This is a genomic window from Streptomyces sp. NPDC002324, assembly GCF_053593335.1.
Genome location: NZ_JBSFCF010000063.1, coordinates 1 through 16,796, shown reverse-complemented (window position 1 = coordinate 16,796; position 16,796 = coordinate 1). Strand labels below are relative to the sequence as shown.

The 16,796-nt window shown below is 71.8% G+C and carries 16 protein-coding genes; 8 read left to right on the top strand and 8 right to left on the bottom strand.

The window, feature by feature from the left end; translation table 11 throughout:
• Positions 1 to 8 precede the first annotated feature (8 nt).
• The 4 genes from ACWCRJ_RS42420 to ACWCRJ_RS42405 form a co-directional block, all read right to left on the bottom strand.
• A complete protein-coding gene (locus ACWCRJ_RS42420) occupies positions 9 to 1,472 on the bottom strand; it encodes a 2-oxo acid dehydrogenase subunit E2 (RefSeq protein ID WP_450944327.1) in 1,464 nt (487 codons plus the stop codon).
• Complete coding sequence (locus tag ACWCRJ_RS42415) at positions 1,469 to 2,494, bottom strand: alpha-ketoacid dehydrogenase subunit beta (protein WP_046916842.1); 1,026 nt, start codon at positions 2,492 to 2,494, stop codon at positions 1,469 to 1,471. Before ACWCRJ_RS42415 ends, ACWCRJ_RS42420 begins: the two co-directional genes overlap by 4 nt.
• A gap of 5 nt (positions 2,495 to 2,499) precedes the next feature.
• Positions 2,500 to 3,504 carry a thiamine pyrophosphate-dependent dehydrogenase E1 component subunit alpha gene (locus tag ACWCRJ_RS42410; RefSeq protein WP_450944326.1) on the bottom strand — a complete coding sequence of 335 codons (1,005 nt, stop codon included), beginning with the start codon at positions 3,502 to 3,504 and terminating at the stop codon, positions 2,500 to 2,502.
• Between the two features lie 104 nt (positions 3,505 to 3,608).
• Entirely contained in the window at positions 3,609 to 4,076 is a 468-nt protein-coding gene (locus tag ACWCRJ_RS42405) for a VOC family protein (protein WP_450944325.1), read from the bottom strand.
• A gap of 155 nt (positions 4,077 to 4,231) precedes the next feature.
• Between ACWCRJ_RS42405 and ACWCRJ_RS42400 the strand changes: the two genes are divergently transcribed.
• The 4 genes from ACWCRJ_RS42400 to ACWCRJ_RS42385 all read left to right on the top strand — a co-directional run bounded on the left by ACWCRJ_RS42400 (position 4,232) and on the right by ACWCRJ_RS42385 (position 8,498).
• Positions 4,232 to 5,524 carry an aromatic ring-hydroxylating oxygenase subunit alpha gene (locus ACWCRJ_RS42400; protein WP_450944324.1) on the top strand — a complete coding sequence of 431 codons (1,293 nt, stop codon included), beginning with the start codon at positions 4,232 to 4,234 and terminating at the stop codon, positions 5,522 to 5,524.
• On the top strand, positions 5,521 to 6,342 hold the full coding sequence (locus ACWCRJ_RS42395; RefSeq protein ID WP_450944323.1) for an SDR family NAD(P)-dependent oxidoreductase: 822 nt from the start codon (positions 5,521 to 5,523) through the stop codon (positions 6,340 to 6,342). The genes ACWCRJ_RS42400 and ACWCRJ_RS42395 overlap by 4 nt, the downstream gene beginning before the upstream one ends.
• Before the next feature lie 32 nt (positions 6,343 to 6,374).
• Positions 6,375 to 8,111, top strand: a complete 1,737-nt coding sequence (locus ACWCRJ_RS42390) for a PEP-utilizing enzyme (RefSeq protein WP_450944322.1) — start codon at positions 6,375 to 6,377, stop codon at positions 8,109 to 8,111.
• 72 nt (positions 8,112 to 8,183) lie between these two features.
• Entirely contained in the window at positions 8,184 to 8,498 is a 315-nt protein-coding gene (locus tag ACWCRJ_RS42385; RefSeq protein WP_450944321.1) for a putative quinol monooxygenase, read from the top strand.
• 43 nt (positions 8,499 to 8,541) lie between these two features.
• Here the strand turns inward: ACWCRJ_RS42385 and ACWCRJ_RS42380 are convergent, their stop codons facing one another.
• Genes ACWCRJ_RS42380 through ACWCRJ_RS42365 form a run of 4 tightly spaced genes read right to left on the bottom strand, consistent with a single transcriptional unit; the run spans position 8,542 to position 11,507 of the window.
• The gene (locus tag ACWCRJ_RS42380; protein WP_450944320.1) at positions 8,542 to 9,564 is read right to left on the bottom strand and encodes an NADP-dependent oxidoreductase; all 1,023 of its coding nucleotides are present in this window, start codon (positions 9,562 to 9,564) and stop codon (positions 8,542 to 8,544) included.
• A gap of 4 nt (positions 9,565 to 9,568) precedes the next feature.
• On the bottom strand, positions 9,569 to 9,784 hold the full coding sequence (locus ACWCRJ_RS42375; protein WP_450944319.1) for a transposase: 216 nt from the start codon (positions 9,782 to 9,784) through the stop codon (positions 9,569 to 9,571).
• A 5-nt stretch (positions 9,785 to 9,789) separates the two neighbouring features.
• A complete protein-coding gene (locus ACWCRJ_RS42370) occupies positions 9,790 to 10,104 on the bottom strand; it encodes a 2Fe-2S iron-sulfur cluster-binding protein (RefSeq protein ID WP_450944318.1) in 315 nt (104 codons plus the stop codon).
• A complete protein-coding gene (locus tag ACWCRJ_RS42365; protein WP_450944317.1) occupies positions 10,101 to 11,507 on the bottom strand; it encodes an aromatic ring-hydroxylating oxygenase subunit alpha in 1,407 nt (468 codons plus the stop codon). Before ACWCRJ_RS42365 ends, ACWCRJ_RS42370 begins: the two co-directional genes overlap by 4 nt.
• A 333-nt stretch (positions 11,508 to 11,840) precedes the next feature.
• Between ACWCRJ_RS42365 and ACWCRJ_RS42360 the strand changes: the two genes are divergently transcribed.
• Genes ACWCRJ_RS42360 through ACWCRJ_RS42345 form a run of 4 tightly spaced genes read left to right on the top strand, consistent with a single transcriptional unit; the run spans position 11,841 to position 16,678 of the window.
• A complete protein-coding gene (locus ACWCRJ_RS42360) occupies positions 11,841 to 12,983 on the top strand; it encodes a sugar ABC transporter substrate-binding protein (protein ID WP_450944316.1) in 1,143 nt (380 codons plus the stop codon).
• Positions 12,968 to 14,500 carry a sugar ABC transporter ATP-binding protein gene (locus ACWCRJ_RS42355; RefSeq protein ID WP_450944315.1) on the top strand — a complete coding sequence of 511 codons (1,533 nt, stop codon included), beginning with the start codon at positions 12,968 to 12,970 and terminating at the stop codon, positions 14,498 to 14,500. Before ACWCRJ_RS42360 ends, ACWCRJ_RS42355 begins: the two co-directional genes overlap by 16 nt.
• A gap of 1 nt (position 14,501) precedes the next feature.
• On the top strand, positions 14,502 to 15,638 hold the full coding sequence (locus ACWCRJ_RS42350; protein ID WP_450944314.1) for an ABC transporter permease: 1,137 nt from the start codon (positions 14,502 to 14,504) through the stop codon (positions 15,636 to 15,638).
• On the top strand, positions 15,635 to 16,678 hold the full coding sequence (locus tag ACWCRJ_RS42345) for an NAD(P)-dependent alcohol dehydrogenase (RefSeq protein WP_450944313.1): 1,044 nt from the start codon (positions 15,635 to 15,637) through the stop codon (positions 16,676 to 16,678). The genes ACWCRJ_RS42350 and ACWCRJ_RS42345 overlap by 4 nt, the downstream gene beginning before the upstream one ends.
• The last annotated feature ends 118 nt before the right edge of the window (positions 16,679 to 16,796 follow it).

Genomic DNA, 16,796 nt, shown 5'->3' with positions numbered 1-16,796 from the left:
GGTCACGGTCACACCAGCAGACGCAGAGGTTTGCGCAGCAGCTCGCCGACCGTACGCAGATACTCGGCCGCGGGTGCTCCGTCGACGGCGCGGTGGTCGAACGTGAGGCTCAGGGTCAGCACCCGGGTCCGCAGCGGCCGGTCGTCCCGCCACTCGACGCCGTCCCGGAGCGCGCCCACCCCGAGGATGGCGACATTTCCGGGGTTGATCACCGGGGTGAAGAAGTCCACGCCGTAGCCGCCCAGCGAGGTGACGGTGAAGGTGGCGCCCTCCAGTCGGTCCGGGGAGATCCGCCCGTCGCGGGCGGCCCGCGCCAGCTCCTTCGACCGGCGGGCGATCTCCGGCAGCGGCAGCGCCGCCGCGTCCTCGATCACCGGGACCAGCAGGCCGCCCGGCACGGCCACGGCGAAGCCGAGGTGGATGCCGTCCAGCAGATGGACGCCGTCCTCACGCACGGTGGCGTTGAGCAGGGGGTGCTCGCGCAGGGCCAGCGCCGCGGCCTTCAGCAGGAAGTCGTTGAGGCTGGGCACGGGCAGTTCGCCGTCGGCCCATTCCTCCTTGAGCCGGTCCCGCAGGGTCACCACGGCGTCCATCCGCACCTCGTACCCGTGCGTCAGCTGCGCCATCTCCTGGAGGCTGGCGTGCATCCGGCGGGCGATGGTGCCGCGCATCCCGGTGAGGGGGAGGACGTCTCCGGGCCGGGGCGACGCGGTGTTCCTGCGGACGGACACCGGTGCGGGCGCCGGTGTGAGCGCCGGCATGACGGGGTCGAGGTCGGACCTGCGGATCCGGCCGCCGGGTCCGGTGCCGTTGACGTCCGCGAGGTCGATGCCGCGCTCCTTCGCCAGGCGGCGGACCAGCGGCGAGACGGGGAGGACGGGGGCAGGGGCGGACGCCGGGTCCGGGGCAGACACCGGGGCGGCGGCTTCGACGGCTTCGGCGGTTTCGACGGCTTCGACGGCTTCGACGGCTTCGGTGAGGAACTTCTCCACGTCCTCGGAGACGATCCGTCCGCCGGGTCCCGTACCGCGTACGGCGGTGAGGTCGACGCCGGCCCCGGACGCCACCCGCCGGGCGTTCGGCGAGGCGAGGAGCCGGCCGCCCGGGGCGGGGGTGTCGCCGAGCGCGGACACGGCCGCCGCCGCGTCCGGGGCGGCCGCCGGCGCGGCGGCGGTGGAACCGGACCCGGCCGGCATCGGCGTACCGGTCGGGTCCGGCGGCTGTTCGCCCTCGGCCAGCAGCCAGCCGATGAGCGCCCCGGCGGGGAGGGTGGTGCCGGCCGGGACCACCGGGTGGAGCCGGCCGCCGGCCTCGGCCTCGACGTCCACGTCGACCTTGTCGGTGGCCAGCCGCAGCAGCGCGTCGCCCTCCGCGACGGCCGCGCCGGTGGGCACGAGCCATGCGTCGATCGTGCCTTCCTGCATGGTCAGGCCGATCTTCGGCAGCAGAACCTCGACCGCCACGTCGGTCACGACCTTTCGAGGAGGCGCCGGCACCCCTGGGCGATCCGGACGCGATCGGGAACGTAGGCCTTCTCCAGGACCGGGGAGAACGGCACCGGGGAGAAGGGGGCTCCGATCCTGAGGACCGGCGCGTCGAGGTGGTCGAAGGCCGCGTCCTGGATCTGGGCGGCGATCTCCGCGCCGAGCCCGCCGAAGGTGACGGCCTCGTGCACCACGAGGGCCCGGTTGGTGCGGCGGACGGAGGCGAACATGGTCTCGGTGTCCAGGGGCTGCACGGTACGGGGGTCGATCACCTCGATCTCCACACCCTCGGCGGCGAGTTCGTCGGCCGCCGCGAGGGCCTCGCCCACCATGCGGCCCAGGGCGATCACGGTCACGTCGGCACCGGGCCGGGCGGTGTGAGCACGGCCCAGCGGGATGCCGTAGATCTCCTCGGGCACCTCGCCGGTGCTGCCGAGCAGGACCTTGTTGAGCATCACGACGACCGGGTTGTCGTCCCGGATCGCGGCGACGGTGAGCCCCTTGGCGGTGTACGCGTCGCACGGCATCACCACTTTCAGGCCGGGCACATGGGCGAGCCAGGCCTCCAGGCTCTGGCTGTGCTGCGCGGCGGCGCCCAGGCCCGCTCCGGAGGCGGTGGTGATGGTCAGCGGCACCGACACCGAGCCGCCGAACATGTACTTCATCTTGGCGGCCTGGTTGACGATCTGGTCGAGGCAGACGCCGATGAAGTCCATGAACATCAGGTCGACGACGGGCCGCAGTCCACGGGCGGCGGCTCCCACCCCGAGGCCGACCAGGGCGGCCTCGGAGATCGGGGTGTCGATCATGCGGCGGGGGCCGAACTCGTCGAGCAGGTTGTCGAACATGCGGAAGACTCCGCCGTATCCGGCCACGTCCTCGCCGGCGACGAAGACGTTCTCGTCCTCGCGCATGGCCTGCGCGAGCCCTTCGTTGAAGGCCTTGACGTAGGTGAGTTTGCGGGCCGTGCCGCCGGGGGCGGCTGCCTGTGCTTCGGTGCGGGTGGTCATGGCGGTCATCCCGAGTAGACGTTGGCCAGCAGGTCGGCGGTGTCGGGCAGGGGGCTCGTCTCGGCGTACGCGATGGCCTCGGCGATCTCGTCGCGGGTGCGCTGCCAGGTGTCGTCCAGATCCGCGCGGGTGGCGGTGCCGTCGGCGAGGGCGCGGGCTTCGAGCAGGTCGATGGGGTCGCGGGCCCTCCACTCGGCGACCTCCTCGTCCGAGCGGTAGGGGTGCCGCAGTCCCTTGACGCCCTGGTGGTCGTAGAAGCGGTAGGTCTTGGCCTCGATCATCATGGGGCCGCCGCCGGAGCGGGCCCGCTCGACGGCCTCGCCGGCGGCCCGGTGGACGGCGACGGCGTCCATGCCGTCGACGATGACGCTGGGCATGCCGTAGGCGGCTGCCCGCTCGGCCACGTCGGTGAGCAGCATGTGCCTCGACTGGGGCGTGAACTCGGCGTAGCCGTTGTTCTCGCAGACGAAGACGACGGGCAGGTCGAGGATGGCGGCCATGTTGGCGCCCTCGTGGAAGGCGCCGATGTTCGTGGCACCGTCGCCGAAGAAGGTCACGGCGACGCTGTCCTCGCCCTTGTACCGGGCGGCGAAGGCGGCGCCCACCGCGATCGGGACCCCCGCTCCGACGATGCCGTTGGCGCCGAGCATGCCGCGGGTGACGTCGTTGATGTGCATGCTTCCGCCGCGGCCGAGGCAGGCGCCGGTGACCCGGCCGTACAGCTCGGCGTACATCTCCCGCAGGCCCACACCCTTGGCCACGGCGTGCCCGTGTCCGCGGTGGGTGGAGGTGATCTGGTCGTCGTCGCGCAGGGCGGCCATCACTCCGGCGGCCACGGCTTCCTGGCCGACATAGAGATGCAGGAAGCCGGGCAGTTTGCCGGCCTCCATGAGCTTGCCCGCCTCGGTCTCGAACAGCCGGATGCGCACCATGCGTTCGTGGAGATCCTTGATGACCCGCGCGGTGACCTGCGCGGACTTCTTCGACGCCGTCGACGCTCGTTGAGCCATCGTCCGCCCCTTCGCCCGAGGGAAGTTGCCAAGCAATCGGACTTACTTGTGCCGGTCTACAGTAACCAGCATGGAGGCACCTTACTGAACAGCGTCTCTAATTACTACGCCCCGGACCCGGACTCCCGTCCCCGCGCGTCCACCAGCTCCACGGCATTGCCCTCCGGATCCGACCAGAAGCTGACCCGCCGGCCCCGCGTCAGGACGACCACCGGGTCCGACAGGGGCCGGGCACCCGCGGCCGTCAGCGCCCCGATCGCCGGGTCCATGTCGTCGAGGTGGAAGGTCAGGTACGACAGCCCCGGCCGTCCGGCCGGTGCGAGCACCCCGGCCGACGACGCCTCCGGCGCCGGGAGTGACGGGGGTGACGAGGGGAGGAGCAATTTCACGCACCCCCCGGAGGGCACCTGGAGCCAGACCACGAGCAGCTCACCGCCGAGGCCCGCCGGGCCGCCGACGGACTCCGCCACGCGCGAGCGGCGCACGGCGCGGCACCCGAGCACGTCGCCGTAGAAGCGCTCCATCGCCTCCAAGTCCCGCACCACCACGCCCACCTCGAACGGCAGGGTCATGACCACCGCACCCACCTCCACGGGACACCGAGTGGCCACTTCGCCACTTTCTATTGACAGACCACACTAAGTCCTGTTGTCGTTTCGGACACAACCCAGCTGTCGCATTCCGAAGCCGGTCACCGGCTCGCGGCTGGGAGGATTGTGAGGACATCGTGGTCCAGACCAGTTCGCCGGAGATGCGGGAGACGGACGCCGGGAGCGAGCCGCCCTCGGCCCCCTCGGCCCCCTCGACTCCCGAATACTCCTCGTGGATCAGCCGGGACCGGTCCACCGACGCCGCGTCCGTGGCGATGCGGCGGGAGGCCGCCGAGCTCGTCGAACGCGTGATGGCGCACTACCGGGACGGCACGACGCACCAGGCGGACGGCCAGTGGACGGAACCCGTCGCCCACTACCTCGACGCCGACCGCTGGCGCCGGGAGACGGACGCCGTCCACCGCGCCGTCCCGCTGCCGCTCGCCATGTCCTGCGAGCTGCCCGGCCCCCACACCTACAAGGCGATCGACGTCCTCGGCGTCCCGGTGCTGATCACCCGGGACCGCCAGGGCGCCGTGCACGCCATGATCAACGCCTGCCGGCACCGGGGCGCCAGGCTCCTCGAACCCGGCTGCGGCGTCTCCCGACGGCTGACCTGCCCGTACCACTCCTGGTCCTACGACCTCAGCGGTGAACTGCGCGGTGTGTACGCCGAAAAGACCTTCGGCGAGGTCCCGCGCGGGGGGCGCGGCCTCGTCACGCTGCCCGCCGGGGAGCGGGCCGGCATCGTCTTCGTCTCACTGGACCCGGCCGCCGAACCCGACCTGGACGCCTGGCTGGGCGACCTCCAGCCCCTGCTGGAAGGGCTGCGGCTGGCGGAGTGCCACCACTACTCCACCGGCGAACTGACCAGCCCCAACTGGAAGGTCACCCTCGACGGATACCTGGAGACCTACCACTTCGCCTCGCTGCACCCGAAGACGGTGTTCGAGACGAACCTCTCCAACATGATGGCCCACGACACCTGGGGCCCCCACCAGCGCATCGCCCCCGCCCTGCGCCCGATCGCGCAGGCGGTCGAGCAGCCCCCGGACCGGCGTGACCCGGGCGACTGCGTGGGCCCCATCTACTGGCTCTTCCCCGGCCTGGCGATCGCCGGCGGCTGGCGGCAGAAGATCGCCGTCTCCCTGGTGCTCCCCCGGACGGCCACCGAGTCGGTGACCCAGCAGATCATCCTGCTGCGGGAACCGGCGGTCACCGAGGAGGAGCGCCAGGCCGCCGACCGGTTCGGCGCGTGGTTCCACGAGGTGGTCCGCGACGAGGACTACGCGACCACCTACGGAGTCCAGAAGGGCCTCGCCGCCCTCGACGGGACCGACTTCGTCTTCGGACGCAACGAGCCCGGACTCCAGCACTTCCACCGCACCATCCACCAGTCCCTGGACAGAGCCTCAGGCGCCACCAGGTGACGAACCAACACTCGCGGGAGAACACCATGGTGGCCACGGGCAGCCTCGACGGACGTGTCGCAGTGATCACGGGCAGCACGCGCAGCATCGGCCGCGCCATCGCCGAAGCATTCCTCGCCGAAGGCGCCACGGTCGTCGTCAGCGGCCGCAGCGAACTCAAGGGCAAGCAGGCACTGGAGGAACTGGACGCCGGGGACCGGGCCGTCTTCCACCCCTGCGACGCCAACAGCCAGGAGGACATCGAGAACCTCGCCGACTTCGCCGTCGAGCGCTTCGGACGGCTCGACATCTGGGTCAACAACGCCGGCGGCACCTCGGGCTTCGCCCCGGTCCACCAGCTCACCGACGAGGCCTGGCACGACGCCCTCAAACTGAACCTCAACGCCTACTTCTACGGCACCCGACGCGCCCTGCCCGCCATGCTGGCGGGCGGCTGGGGACGGATCATCAACATCTCCTCCGTCGAGGGCAAGCAGGCCAACAAGCCCGCGATCAGCCACTACATCACCAACAAGCACGCGATCCACGGCCTGACCAAGGCGACCGCCTTCGAGTACGGCACCCAGGGCATCACCTGCAACGCCATCTGCCCCGGCGCCGTCGACACCGACCTGATGCGGGCCGCGGGACCGGCCGCGGCCGAGGCCGAGGGCATCACGTACGAGGAGTGGCTGAACCGCTTCGCGGAGCACGCCGCGACCAAGCGGATCACCACCGTGGAACAGATCGCGGCCGTCGCCTGCCTCCTCGCCGGTGACGCCGGCGCCGGTATCACGGGCACGCTGATCAGCGTGGACGGCGGAACGGCACAGTGGTAGGCACCGGGACGGACGGCGGGAGACCTTCGGTCATGAAGAGCTGGATCACGGACGGGCAGCGCAGTGCGCGGCTGCCCCACTACACCCGGGCCAACGCGGGCGAGACCCTTCCGGAACCGGCCAGCCCGCTCGGCTGGACCCTGGTCTGGGGGCGCGGTCTGCACGGCTGGCGCAAGGGCTTCGTCGGCTTCGGGATCTACCACGAGGAAGAGGTGACCGGGCCCTGGCCACCGTTCGCCGGGATGTTCGGCGGCTACTTCTACCTCAACCTGTCGCACATGCGGCTGTTCGGCATCCGTATGGGACAGACGGCGGACCAGATCGACGCCGCCTTCGTCGGCCGGCGCTCCGACACCCCCGTCTACACGGCGCACCCCGACGACCAGGACCCGGAACTGACCGCCAAGGCCGGCGGCACGCTCCAGCGGATGCTCGGCCAGAGCGGCTTCCCCGAGGCCGACGCCGATCAGGAGCGGCTGCGCCGCCTGCGCCGCGACCGTCCTGACCTGTCCGGGCTCGCGGACGACCGACTTCTCGCGCACGCGCGGTCGTTGCTGGACGAGGTGGAGACGACCTTCCGGCGGCACGTCGAGTCGTCGCTGCCCGCGTCCGTCGGACCCGCCATCCTCGGCCCGCTGTGCGAGAGCGTGGGCCGCCCCGGCGCCATGCTGGACCTCATCGGCGGTCTCGGCGACGTCGACTCGGCCTCCCCCTCGGACGGGCTGTGGACGCTGTCCCGTCAGGTCGCGGCGTCCACGGAGCTGACCGCGCTGTTCGACGAGGGCCCGGCCGCCGTGGAGCGTTCGCTCGACGGGGCGATCGGGGACGTGAAGGCGTTCCGTGACGCGTTCGAGGAGTTCCTGGCCGCGTCCGGCGACCGGGGCCCCAACGAGTGGGACATCCACGCGCTGTCCTGGGAGGCGGCGCCCGTCCAGGCCCTGGCCCTGGTCGACCGGATCCGGCACAGCGCCGACGACGCCTCCCCCGCCGCCCGGCGCGCCCGGCTCAGCGAGAACCGCGAGCGGACCGCGCGGGAGATCCGGGAGGCGCTGCCCGAGGACACGCGGCCGATGTTCGACGCCGGTATGCACGCCTCGAAGGTGTGGATCCCGGCCCGCGAACGCACCAAGGCCAACTGTGTGACCGTCGTCAACGAGATCCGGATGGCGGTACGGGAGCTGGGGCGCCGCGGTGTCGAGGCGGGGCGCTTCGCCAGGCCGGAGGACGTGATGATGCTGCTGGACACCGAACTCGACGACTACGTCGCCGACCCGGAGCCGTTCGGACCGGTCATCACGCAACGGCTGGGGGAGTACGCCGCGCTGCACGAGCTGGAGCCGCCGTTCTTCATCGCCGACGACGCCCGGACCGCGCTCGACACCTGGCCGCGCCGCGCCGAGGAACACACCGAGTCGGCGGTCGAGGGTGACGTGCTCAGCGGCGTGGGCGGCAGCCACGGCACCTACACCGGCCGGGTCCGGGTGGTCACCGACCCCGCCTCGTGCGAGGCGCTGGAGCCGGGCGAGGTGCTGGTCGCGCCGATCACCGACGCGGCCTGGACGCCGCTGTTCCTGGTCGCCGGAGCGGCCGTCGTGGACGTGGGCGCGCTCAACAGCCATGCTGTCGTGGTATGCCGGGAGCTGGGCATCCCGGCCGTCATCTCCGTCGAGGGCGGCACGCGCAGACTGCGGGACGGCATGATGATCACGGTCGACGGGGGCCGGGGCACCGTCACCGTGGACGGTGTCCCGGCGCCGCTCGGCGTCTGACAAGCACGTGGGCCCGCCGCTCCGCCTGACGGGGCGGCGGGCCCACGGCCATGACCACGAAGGGAACACTCCATGACAGGGGAAGTCATCGTCGCCGGCTGGATGGACTACGAGCCCGGTGACCGCGACAGGATGCTGGCACACCTGGTCGTGCTCGGGGACCGGACCCGTGCCGAGGAGCCGGGCTGTCTGGACTACGCGATGACCGCGGACCCGGGCGACGCACAGCGGATCCGGGTGTACGAGCGGTGGGCCTCCCAGGAGGCCCTCGACGCACACTTCACCACCGCGCACATCAAGGACTTCCGGGCGGCCGTGGACGGGCTGACGCGGGTCGGGGTCTTCCTCCAGGCCCATACGGTGGCCGCGTCACACCCGATGCGCTGACCAGGGCATGCCGACTAGGGCATGCTGACCACGACATGGGGTCCTAGCCCAGTCGCACCAGCATCTTGCCGACGTTGCCGCCGTCCAGCAGCGACAGCAGCGCGTCGGCGGCGTTCTCCAGACCGTCCACGACCGTCTCGCGGGCGGTGACCCGGCCGTCGGCCAGCCACTGCGCGACCCGCTGCTCGAACTCCGGCCGCAGGTCGTCGTGGTCGCGGACGATGAAGCCACGCAGCGTCAGCCGCTTGAGGACCGCCTGGATCAGCTGGTTGATGTCCACGGGCCGTCGCTCGCCGCCGAACTGCGACATCATGCCGCACAGCGCGACCCGTCCCCCGGGACGCAACGCGTGCAGCGCGGCGGCCAGTTGCTCGCCGCCGACATTGTCGAAGTAGACGTCGACGCCGTCGGGCGCCAGCCGGGCCAGTGCCTCGCGGACCGGCTCGGCGCGGTGGTCCGCGGCGGCGTCGTAGCCGAACTCCTCGACCAGCAGGGCGCATTTGTCCGGTCCTCCGGCGGTCCCGACGACCCGCTCCGCGCCCAGCAGCCGCGCGAACTGGCCGGCCGCGGTGCCCACCGCCCCGGCCGCCGCCGACACGAGGACGGTGTCGCCTGGGCGGAGTGCGGCGATCCGGGTCAGGCCGACGTACGCGGTGAAGCCGGTCTGGCCGAGCAGCCCCAGCCAGGTGGGCAGCGGGGCGAGGCGCGGGTCGATGCGCTCCGCGCCGTCGGTGTCCGCGCCGTCCAGCACGGCCCACTCCCGCCAGCCCAGCTGGTGCCGGACGAAGGCACCGACGGGCACCGAGGGACAGCGGCTCTCCTCCACGACCCCGAGGGCACGGCCGTCGAGCGGCGAGCCGGGGGTGAAGTTGTGCGTGTAGTGCTTCTCGGTGCTCTCCAGCCGCCCGCGCATGGACGGGTCGACGCTCATGTACAGGTTGCGGACGAGCACGTGCTCCGCGCCGACCGTCGGCAGGGCGCGCTCCTCGACGGCGAAGTCGCCGGGCACCGGTTCCCCGTCGGGCCGGCGCACCAGGCAGACCACCCGGGTGGTCCGGGGCGTCACCGGCTCACTCCCCCGGCCGCGGGGTGCCGCGCCGCCGGGCGAGCCGGCCCACCCAGCCGGCCATCTGCAGGTCGGCGTGGCGCAGTTCGCCCGACTGCCAGCGGGCCTGGAAGTCGAAGACGCCCCGCGCGCCGGTCTTCGGGTCGGTCACCTCGACCAGGCCGTCCTCGGTGAGCCGGTACACATGCCCGGTCAGCGGGTGGATCACTTGCTTGGCCATGGGTCTCACTCCTGCACTGGGCGGCGTACGCCGCGCTTGGTCACGGTCACCGGGCCCTCGACCCGGAGCCGGCAGGCGAGCCGGGTCAGGCCGTCCACCGGCCGGCGCAGGGCCTCGATGCCCTCGCGTTCCAGCGGGTCCACCGGGGAGCAGTTCTCGGCGCCCTCCTCGATCCGGACGAAGCAGGTGCGGCAGGTGCCCCGGCCGCCGCAGAGGGTCGGCCAGCGGTAGCCGAGCCGTCCGGCGGCGCTGAACAGGTCCTCGCCGTCGCGGACCTCGATCTCGACACCGGCGGGCCGGACCGCCACGCGGTGGCTCACTTCTCCATCCAGTGGTCGAGCGTGCGGTTGAAGTGGCGGATGCGGCTCTCCTGGTAGTTGGCCAGGGTGATGCCCGGCTTGCGCATCGCCTTCAGACCCTGCTGGACGTAGGGCAGGTTCTCGCAGTCCTGGTCGAAGACGGGTCCGAGCACGCCGAGTTCGGGGATGTCGGCGAAGAGCATGTCCTCCGGGACCCAGCGGATCTTCGCCGGAGGCGGCATCTCGCCGGGCTGCTTCGGGGCCGACATGAAGATGATCTCGGCGGTGCACGCGTCGGGGTCGAGCCCGTGGGGCCGGAACCGGTAGACGATGTTGGACTTGGCGCCGCCCCAGGGGTTGAAGTTGGGGAACAGCAGGTAGTTGATGGCGTCCAGCAGTTCGGTGTCGGGGGTTGCCGAGAAGTCCTGGCGCGCGGTGGACGCCAGCTGTTCGCGCATCCGCTGGGCGAGGACCTGGCGGGCGGTGCCGCCGGGCGGGATCGCGGGCAGCTCGTCCCCCTCTCCCCGCACCAGATCACGGCCCTGTGCCGCCGAGTAGAACGCCCGCGAGTCGTAGAAGGTCTCCAGCACGTCCTCTTCCGTGACCCAGTCCGCCACGTGCGGACTGGGGGCGCCCTGGATGTTGATCATGCGGCTCCAGTGGGGCTGGTCCGCCATGACGTCGTACTGCGAGTTGGCGTCGGCGAGCCACGGCAGCATCTGCGGATGGGTGGCGATCACGTGGAAGGACTCGATGAAAGCGTCCTGAGCGACCTTCCAGTTGCAGGGCAGCACCTTGGCGATGTGCAGCGACTTGTACCGGTCCTCCAGCGGCCAGATGTAGTACTCGTCGAAGGTGCCGCGGTAGCTGTCGAAGGACTCCGCACAAGGGTCCATGTTGATGAAGACGAAGCCGCGCCAGGTGGCCACCCGGGCCTCGGGGAGCGTGAACTTCTCCTGGCCGACGTGCGGGAAGTCCCAGGCGCACGGCGGGGTCCGCATGGTGCCGTCCAGGTTCCAGGTGAAGCCGTGGAACGGGCAGCGGAACTCGCCCACGTTGCCGCCGGCGGTGCGCAGTTTGCGGCCGCGGTGCAGGCACACGTTGACGAAGGCCCGGATCTCGTCGGGGGCCGTGCGCACGACGATGAGCGAGTCGTCGCCGATCTCGTAGACCTCGTGGTCGCCGACCTCGGGGATCTCGCTCTCCAGGCAGGCGAACTGCCAGACGCGCCGCCACACCCGTTCCATCTCGCGTTCGGCCCACGCGCGTGAGGTGAAGCGGGCGGCGTCGATGTCCTCGCTGCCGAGGTGGTCGTTCCTCTCGAACCTCAGGGCGGCGGGAACGGGCCGGCTGTCCTGGTCGAGGTAGTCCTGGACGCTGGGCCCGGGGCACCGCGCGGCGCCCGACTCCGACGTTTCGTCCATCATCTCTCCTCCGGCAGAAACTTGAGAGTGAGTGTAGTTACCTGTGATGGCGCGGAGCAACACTCCCGACGACGGACAAGCCCACATCGCACGAGGTCACCGCGAACACACCCGTCGTGCCTGGAATTTTTTGCGACTGCCCCCTCCCCAAGCCCGCCCCGGCATGTCACACTCCGACGCACTTGAGGCTGTAGTGCCTCATAAGTTTCTCGCCCCGGACCGGTGTCCTCCGGTTCCGGGCCAGCGCCGCGGGGGCACCCCGACGGCCCGCGCCGAACCCCACGCCGGCGATCGACGCAGTCCGTTCTTCCCTCAGACCCGGAGTACTCGACGATGAGTTCCACACCCGGTCGCGCGGTCCGCCGCGCCCTCACCGCGCTCGTGCCCGCCACCGCCCTGCTCACCCTGACGGCGTGCGGTTCGGACTCCACCCCGGCCGCCGGCACCTCCCAGGCCGCGGCCCCCGACTCGCCCGGCCTGACGGCGGCCCGCGCGGCACTGAAGACCTACTCCGAACGCCCGGCCTCGATCCCGGTCACCGAGCCCGTCGGCAAGAAGATCCCCAAGGGAAAGAAGATCGACTTCATCCTGTGCGGCGTCCAGTCCTGCAAGGACCTCGCGGACTTCTTCACCGAGGCCGCCGGCGAACTGGGCTGGAAGGTGAAGCAGATCGCCACCCAGGGCACCCCCGAGTCGGTCCAGGCCGCCTACGAGCAGGCCCTGCGCGACAAGCCCGACGCGGTCGTCGCCTCCGGTTTCCCGCGCGCCGTCTACGCCAAGCAACTGGCGCGGCTGAAGGCGGCCGGCATCCCGGTCATCCAGTCGAACGCCGACGACGTGGCGGGCGACGGCATCTCCCTGCTGAAGAACGGCCCCAAGGATGTCGCCGTCCAGGGCGAGATGCTCGCCTCATGGGTGGTGTCGGACAGCGGCGCCAAGGCGAACACCGTGTACTTCGATCTGCCGGCCTACACGATCCTCAAGCCCGTCAAGGACTCCTTCGCGGCCAAGTACGAGGAGTGGTGCGAGGGTTGTGCGCTGGACCAGGTCGACGTGCCGATCACCGCGGTCGGCAAGGACATGCCCGACCGGGTGGTGTCGTACCTGCGCTCGCACCCGAAGGTGACCCACGTCGTCTTCTCACTCGGCCTGCTCAACGTGGGCGTCCCGGCCGCGCTGAAGACCGCGGGCCTCACCGGCAAGCATCTCGTGGTCAACGTCGGTGACGCGCAGAACTACCAGTACATCCAGAGCGGCCTCAGCGACGGCGCGATGGCGCTGAACTCGCACGAGACCGCCTGGCTCCAGGCGGACGCGCTGGCCCGGCACTTCACCGGCCGGTCCATGGACGTGGACCAGCGGGCGGAGCTGCCGAACATGCTGGTCACCAAGGACAACCTGCCCTCGGCCGACGGCGACTTCCCGATCGTCGAGGACTACCAGGCGCAGTTCAAGGCGCTGTGGGGGCTGAGTTGACCCGGCCGGTGCTGCGAGTGGCCCGGCTGTCGAAGAGGTTCGGCGCGACGCAGGCGCTCCGGGACGTCGACCTGGAGGTCGCGCCCGGCGAGATCCACGCCCTGATCGGCCCCAACGGCTCCGGCAAGTCCACCCTCATCAAGGTCCTCGCCGGATACCACCACGCGGAACCGGGGGCCGTCGCCGAACTCGACGGCGAGCCCTTCGACCTCGGCCAGGTCACCTCCTCCCGGCACGACCGGCTCCGCTTCGTCCACCAGGAGCTGGGCCTGGTGGGCGAGTTGAGCGCCGTCGACAACCTGGCGCTCAGCCGCGGCTTCGCCCGCACGGCCCTCGGCAACATCCGCTGGCCGGAGATGGAGAGGCGCACCACCGCGCTGGTCGAACGGTTCGGTCTCGGCATCGACGTACGCCGGCCCCTGACGACCGCGACCCCCGTCCAGCGCGCGGTGGTGGCCATCGCCGCCGCGCTGCAGGGCTGGGAGGGCCGCACCGGTGTCCTGGTCCTCGACGAACCCACCGCCGTGCTGCCGCCCGGTGAGGTCGCGCGCCTCTTCGACATCGTGCGGGAGGTACGCGACGCCGGCGCCGGCGTGCTGTACGTCTCGCACCGGATGGACGAGATCTTCGCGCTCGCCGACCGGGTCACCGTGATCCGCGGCGGACGCCGGATCGCCACCCGGCGGGTCGACGAACTCACCCCGCGCTCGCTGGCCGAGCTGATGGCGGGCGAGGAGACCGGGACCGACCACCGTCCGGCTCCCCGCCCCGGCGCGGACGGGGCCGAGGAAGCCGTACTGCAGGTCCGCGACCTGCGGGCCGGCCCTCTGCGCGGCATCGGCTTCGACCTGGCCCGGGGTGAGCGCCTCGGCATCACCGGGCTGGTCGGCTCCGGCCACGAGCTCGTGCCGTACGCGGTGTGCGGCGCCCACGCCGGGCGGGTGAGCGGCAGGCTGCGGCTGCCGGATCGCGACGAGGGCTGGACGGACGCACGCCACGCCGCCCGGCTGGGTCTCCCCCTGGTCCCGGCCGACCGGGCGGGTGAGGGGGTGATCGGCGACTTCTCGGTCGGCGAGAACCTCACCCTCCCCCTGCTGCACCGGCTGCGGGCCCGGGGCGGACGGCTGCACCGGCGCCGCGAGTCCGCCCTCGCCGAGGACTGGATCGAGCGGGTCGGGGTGCGCACGGCGGGCCGCGGAGCCCGCGTCACCACCCTGAGCGGCGGCAACCAGCAGAAGGTCGTCATGGCCCGCTGCCTGGCCCAGCGCCCGCCGGTACTGGCCCTGTGCGAACCCACGGCGGGCGTCGACATCGCCACCCGGCTGCAGCTGTACGACCTGATAGAGCGCCAGGCGGGCGAGGGCATGGGCGTCATCGTCTCCTCGTCCGACACACAGGACCTGCTCGCCCTGTGCACCCGCGTCCTGGTGGTGCGCGACGGCCGGATCGCACGGGAACTCGTCGGCCGCGACATCACCGAGCCCGCGCTGGTGCACGCCATGGAAGGAACCGAGTGACATGACATCCACCCCGACCCGGACGGTGGTACCCGTGCCGGCCGCACGAGGCCGGCGGGCGGCCTCGGCCAAGGCCGCGCTGCCCGCTTCCCTGTCGTCGTTCCTGTCGTTCCGGAACATCGGCGCCGTGTACGTGTGGCTGGTCATCGCCGTGGTCTTCTCCGTCTGGGCACCGGAGACGTTCCCGACCACCATCACGGTCAAGCAGATACTCAACGGCAACGCCGTGGCCGGGCTGGTCGCGCTCAGCGTCGTACCCCCGCTGGCCGCCCGGGTCTTCGACCTCTCCGTCGCCTTCACCATGTCGCTGACCAGCGTGCTGACCGCCTACTTCCTGGTCTCCACCGATCTCGGACCCGCCGCCGCGATCGCCCTGGCGATGACCGCCGCTCTGCTGATCGGGGTCGTCAACGGGATCGTGGTGGTGGGCTTGCGGGTCGACTCCTTCATCGCGACCCTGGCGACCGGCGCGCTGATCCAGGCGGTGATCACCATGGTCACCGACGACAGCTCCATCACCGGTGTGCGGCTGCTGGCCGAGCCGTTCGCGAGCATCGCGCAGCTCGACGCGGGCGGCATCACCCTGCCGGTGCTGTACCTGTTGCTCGCCGCGACGGCCATCTGGTTCCTGCTGGAACACACCGCCACCGGGCGCCGGTTGTACGCGACGGGCTTCAACACCGACGCGGCGCGGCTGCAAGGGGTGCGCACCGACCGGCTGCGCTTTCTGACCCTGGTGTCGTCCGCGCTGCTCTCCGGGTTCGCCGGAATCGTCTTCGCGTCCTCGGTCGGATCGGGATCACCGACCGCGGGCACCCCGTATCTGCTGTCGGCCTACGCCGCGGCCTTCGTCGGAGCGACCCAGCTGCGCGCCGGCCGCTTCAACGCCTGGGGCACGGTCCTCGCGGTCCTGCTGCTCGGCACCGGCGTCACCGGCCTCGGGCTCGCCACGAGCGCGCCGTGGGCCGCGAGTCTGTTCACCGGTTCGGTCCTCATCGTCGCACTGGTCCTGACGGGTGGCCGGATCGCCCTGCCCGCTGTCCTGCGCCGCCGCAGGGGGAACCCCTCACCCGACGGCTCCGAGGCTCCCGCGACACCCGCGGCCGGGTCCGCTCCCCGTCAGGAGGACCGATCATGAAGGCTCTGCAGTACCTCAAGGTGGGGCAGCCCCCCGAGGTCGTGGACGTTCCCGTGCCCGAACCCGGCCCGGGTGAGGTGCTGCTGAAGGTGACGGCGGCGGGGCTGTGCCACTCCGACCTGGCGGTCATGGGCTGGCCCGAGGAGCAGTTCCCGTACCCGCTGCCCATGATCCTCGGGCACGAGGGGGTCGGTACCGTCGCGGCCGTCGGCAGCGGGGTCGAGGGGCCGGCGGAGGGCGACGCGGTGGCGGTGTACGGCCCGTGGGGCTGCGGGCGCTGCCCCAAGTGCGCCGTGGGCAAGGAGAACTGCTGCCCGCACGCGGCCGGGCTCGGCATTCTGCCGCCCGGACTCGGCTCCCCCGGCGCCCTGGCCGAGTACATGGTGGTGCGGTCGCCCCGCCATCTGGTTCCGCTCAAGGGTCTCGACCCCGTGCAGGCGGCGCCGCTCACCGACGCCGGGCTGACACCGTATCACGCGATCGTGAAGTCCCTGCCCAAGCTGGTGCCGGGCAGCACCGCGGTCGTCATCGGTGTCGGCGGACTCGGCCATCTCGCCGTGCAGTTGCTGCGCGCGCTGACGCCGGCCCGGGTGGTCGCCCTGGACCTGAGCGAGGAGAAGCGGGCGCTGGCGAAGACGGTCGGCGCCCACGAGGCGCTGCTCTCCGACGACGCGGCGGCCGGGCGGATCCGGGAACTCACCGGTGGCACGGGGGCGGAGGTGGTCCTGGACTTCGTGGGGGCGCCGCCGACCCTGGCGGTCGCCGCCGCGTCCGTCGCGGTCGAGGGCGATGTGACGATCGTCGGACTCGGCGGCGGCACGCTGGCGGTCGGCTTCGGCGGCGGACTGCCGTTCGAGGTGTCCGCCTCGTTCCCCTACTGGGGCAGCCGCGCGGAGCTGATGGAGGTCGTGGAGCTGGCACGGCAGGGCGTCGTCTCCTCCCATGTGGAGACCTTCGCGCTGGAGGAGGCACCGATGGCCTACGAGCGCCTGCACGCCGGGGACATCGACGGGCGGGCGGTGGTGCTGCCGCACGGCTGAACGGGGGGCAGGCCCCGGCGCTTCTCGTCCCGGCCGCCGTCCTCGGGGTGGTGCCCGTCGATCCCCGTCCGCCGGTCCGGTGGGGCTTCTCGCGCAGTTCCCCGCGCCCCTGAAAGGG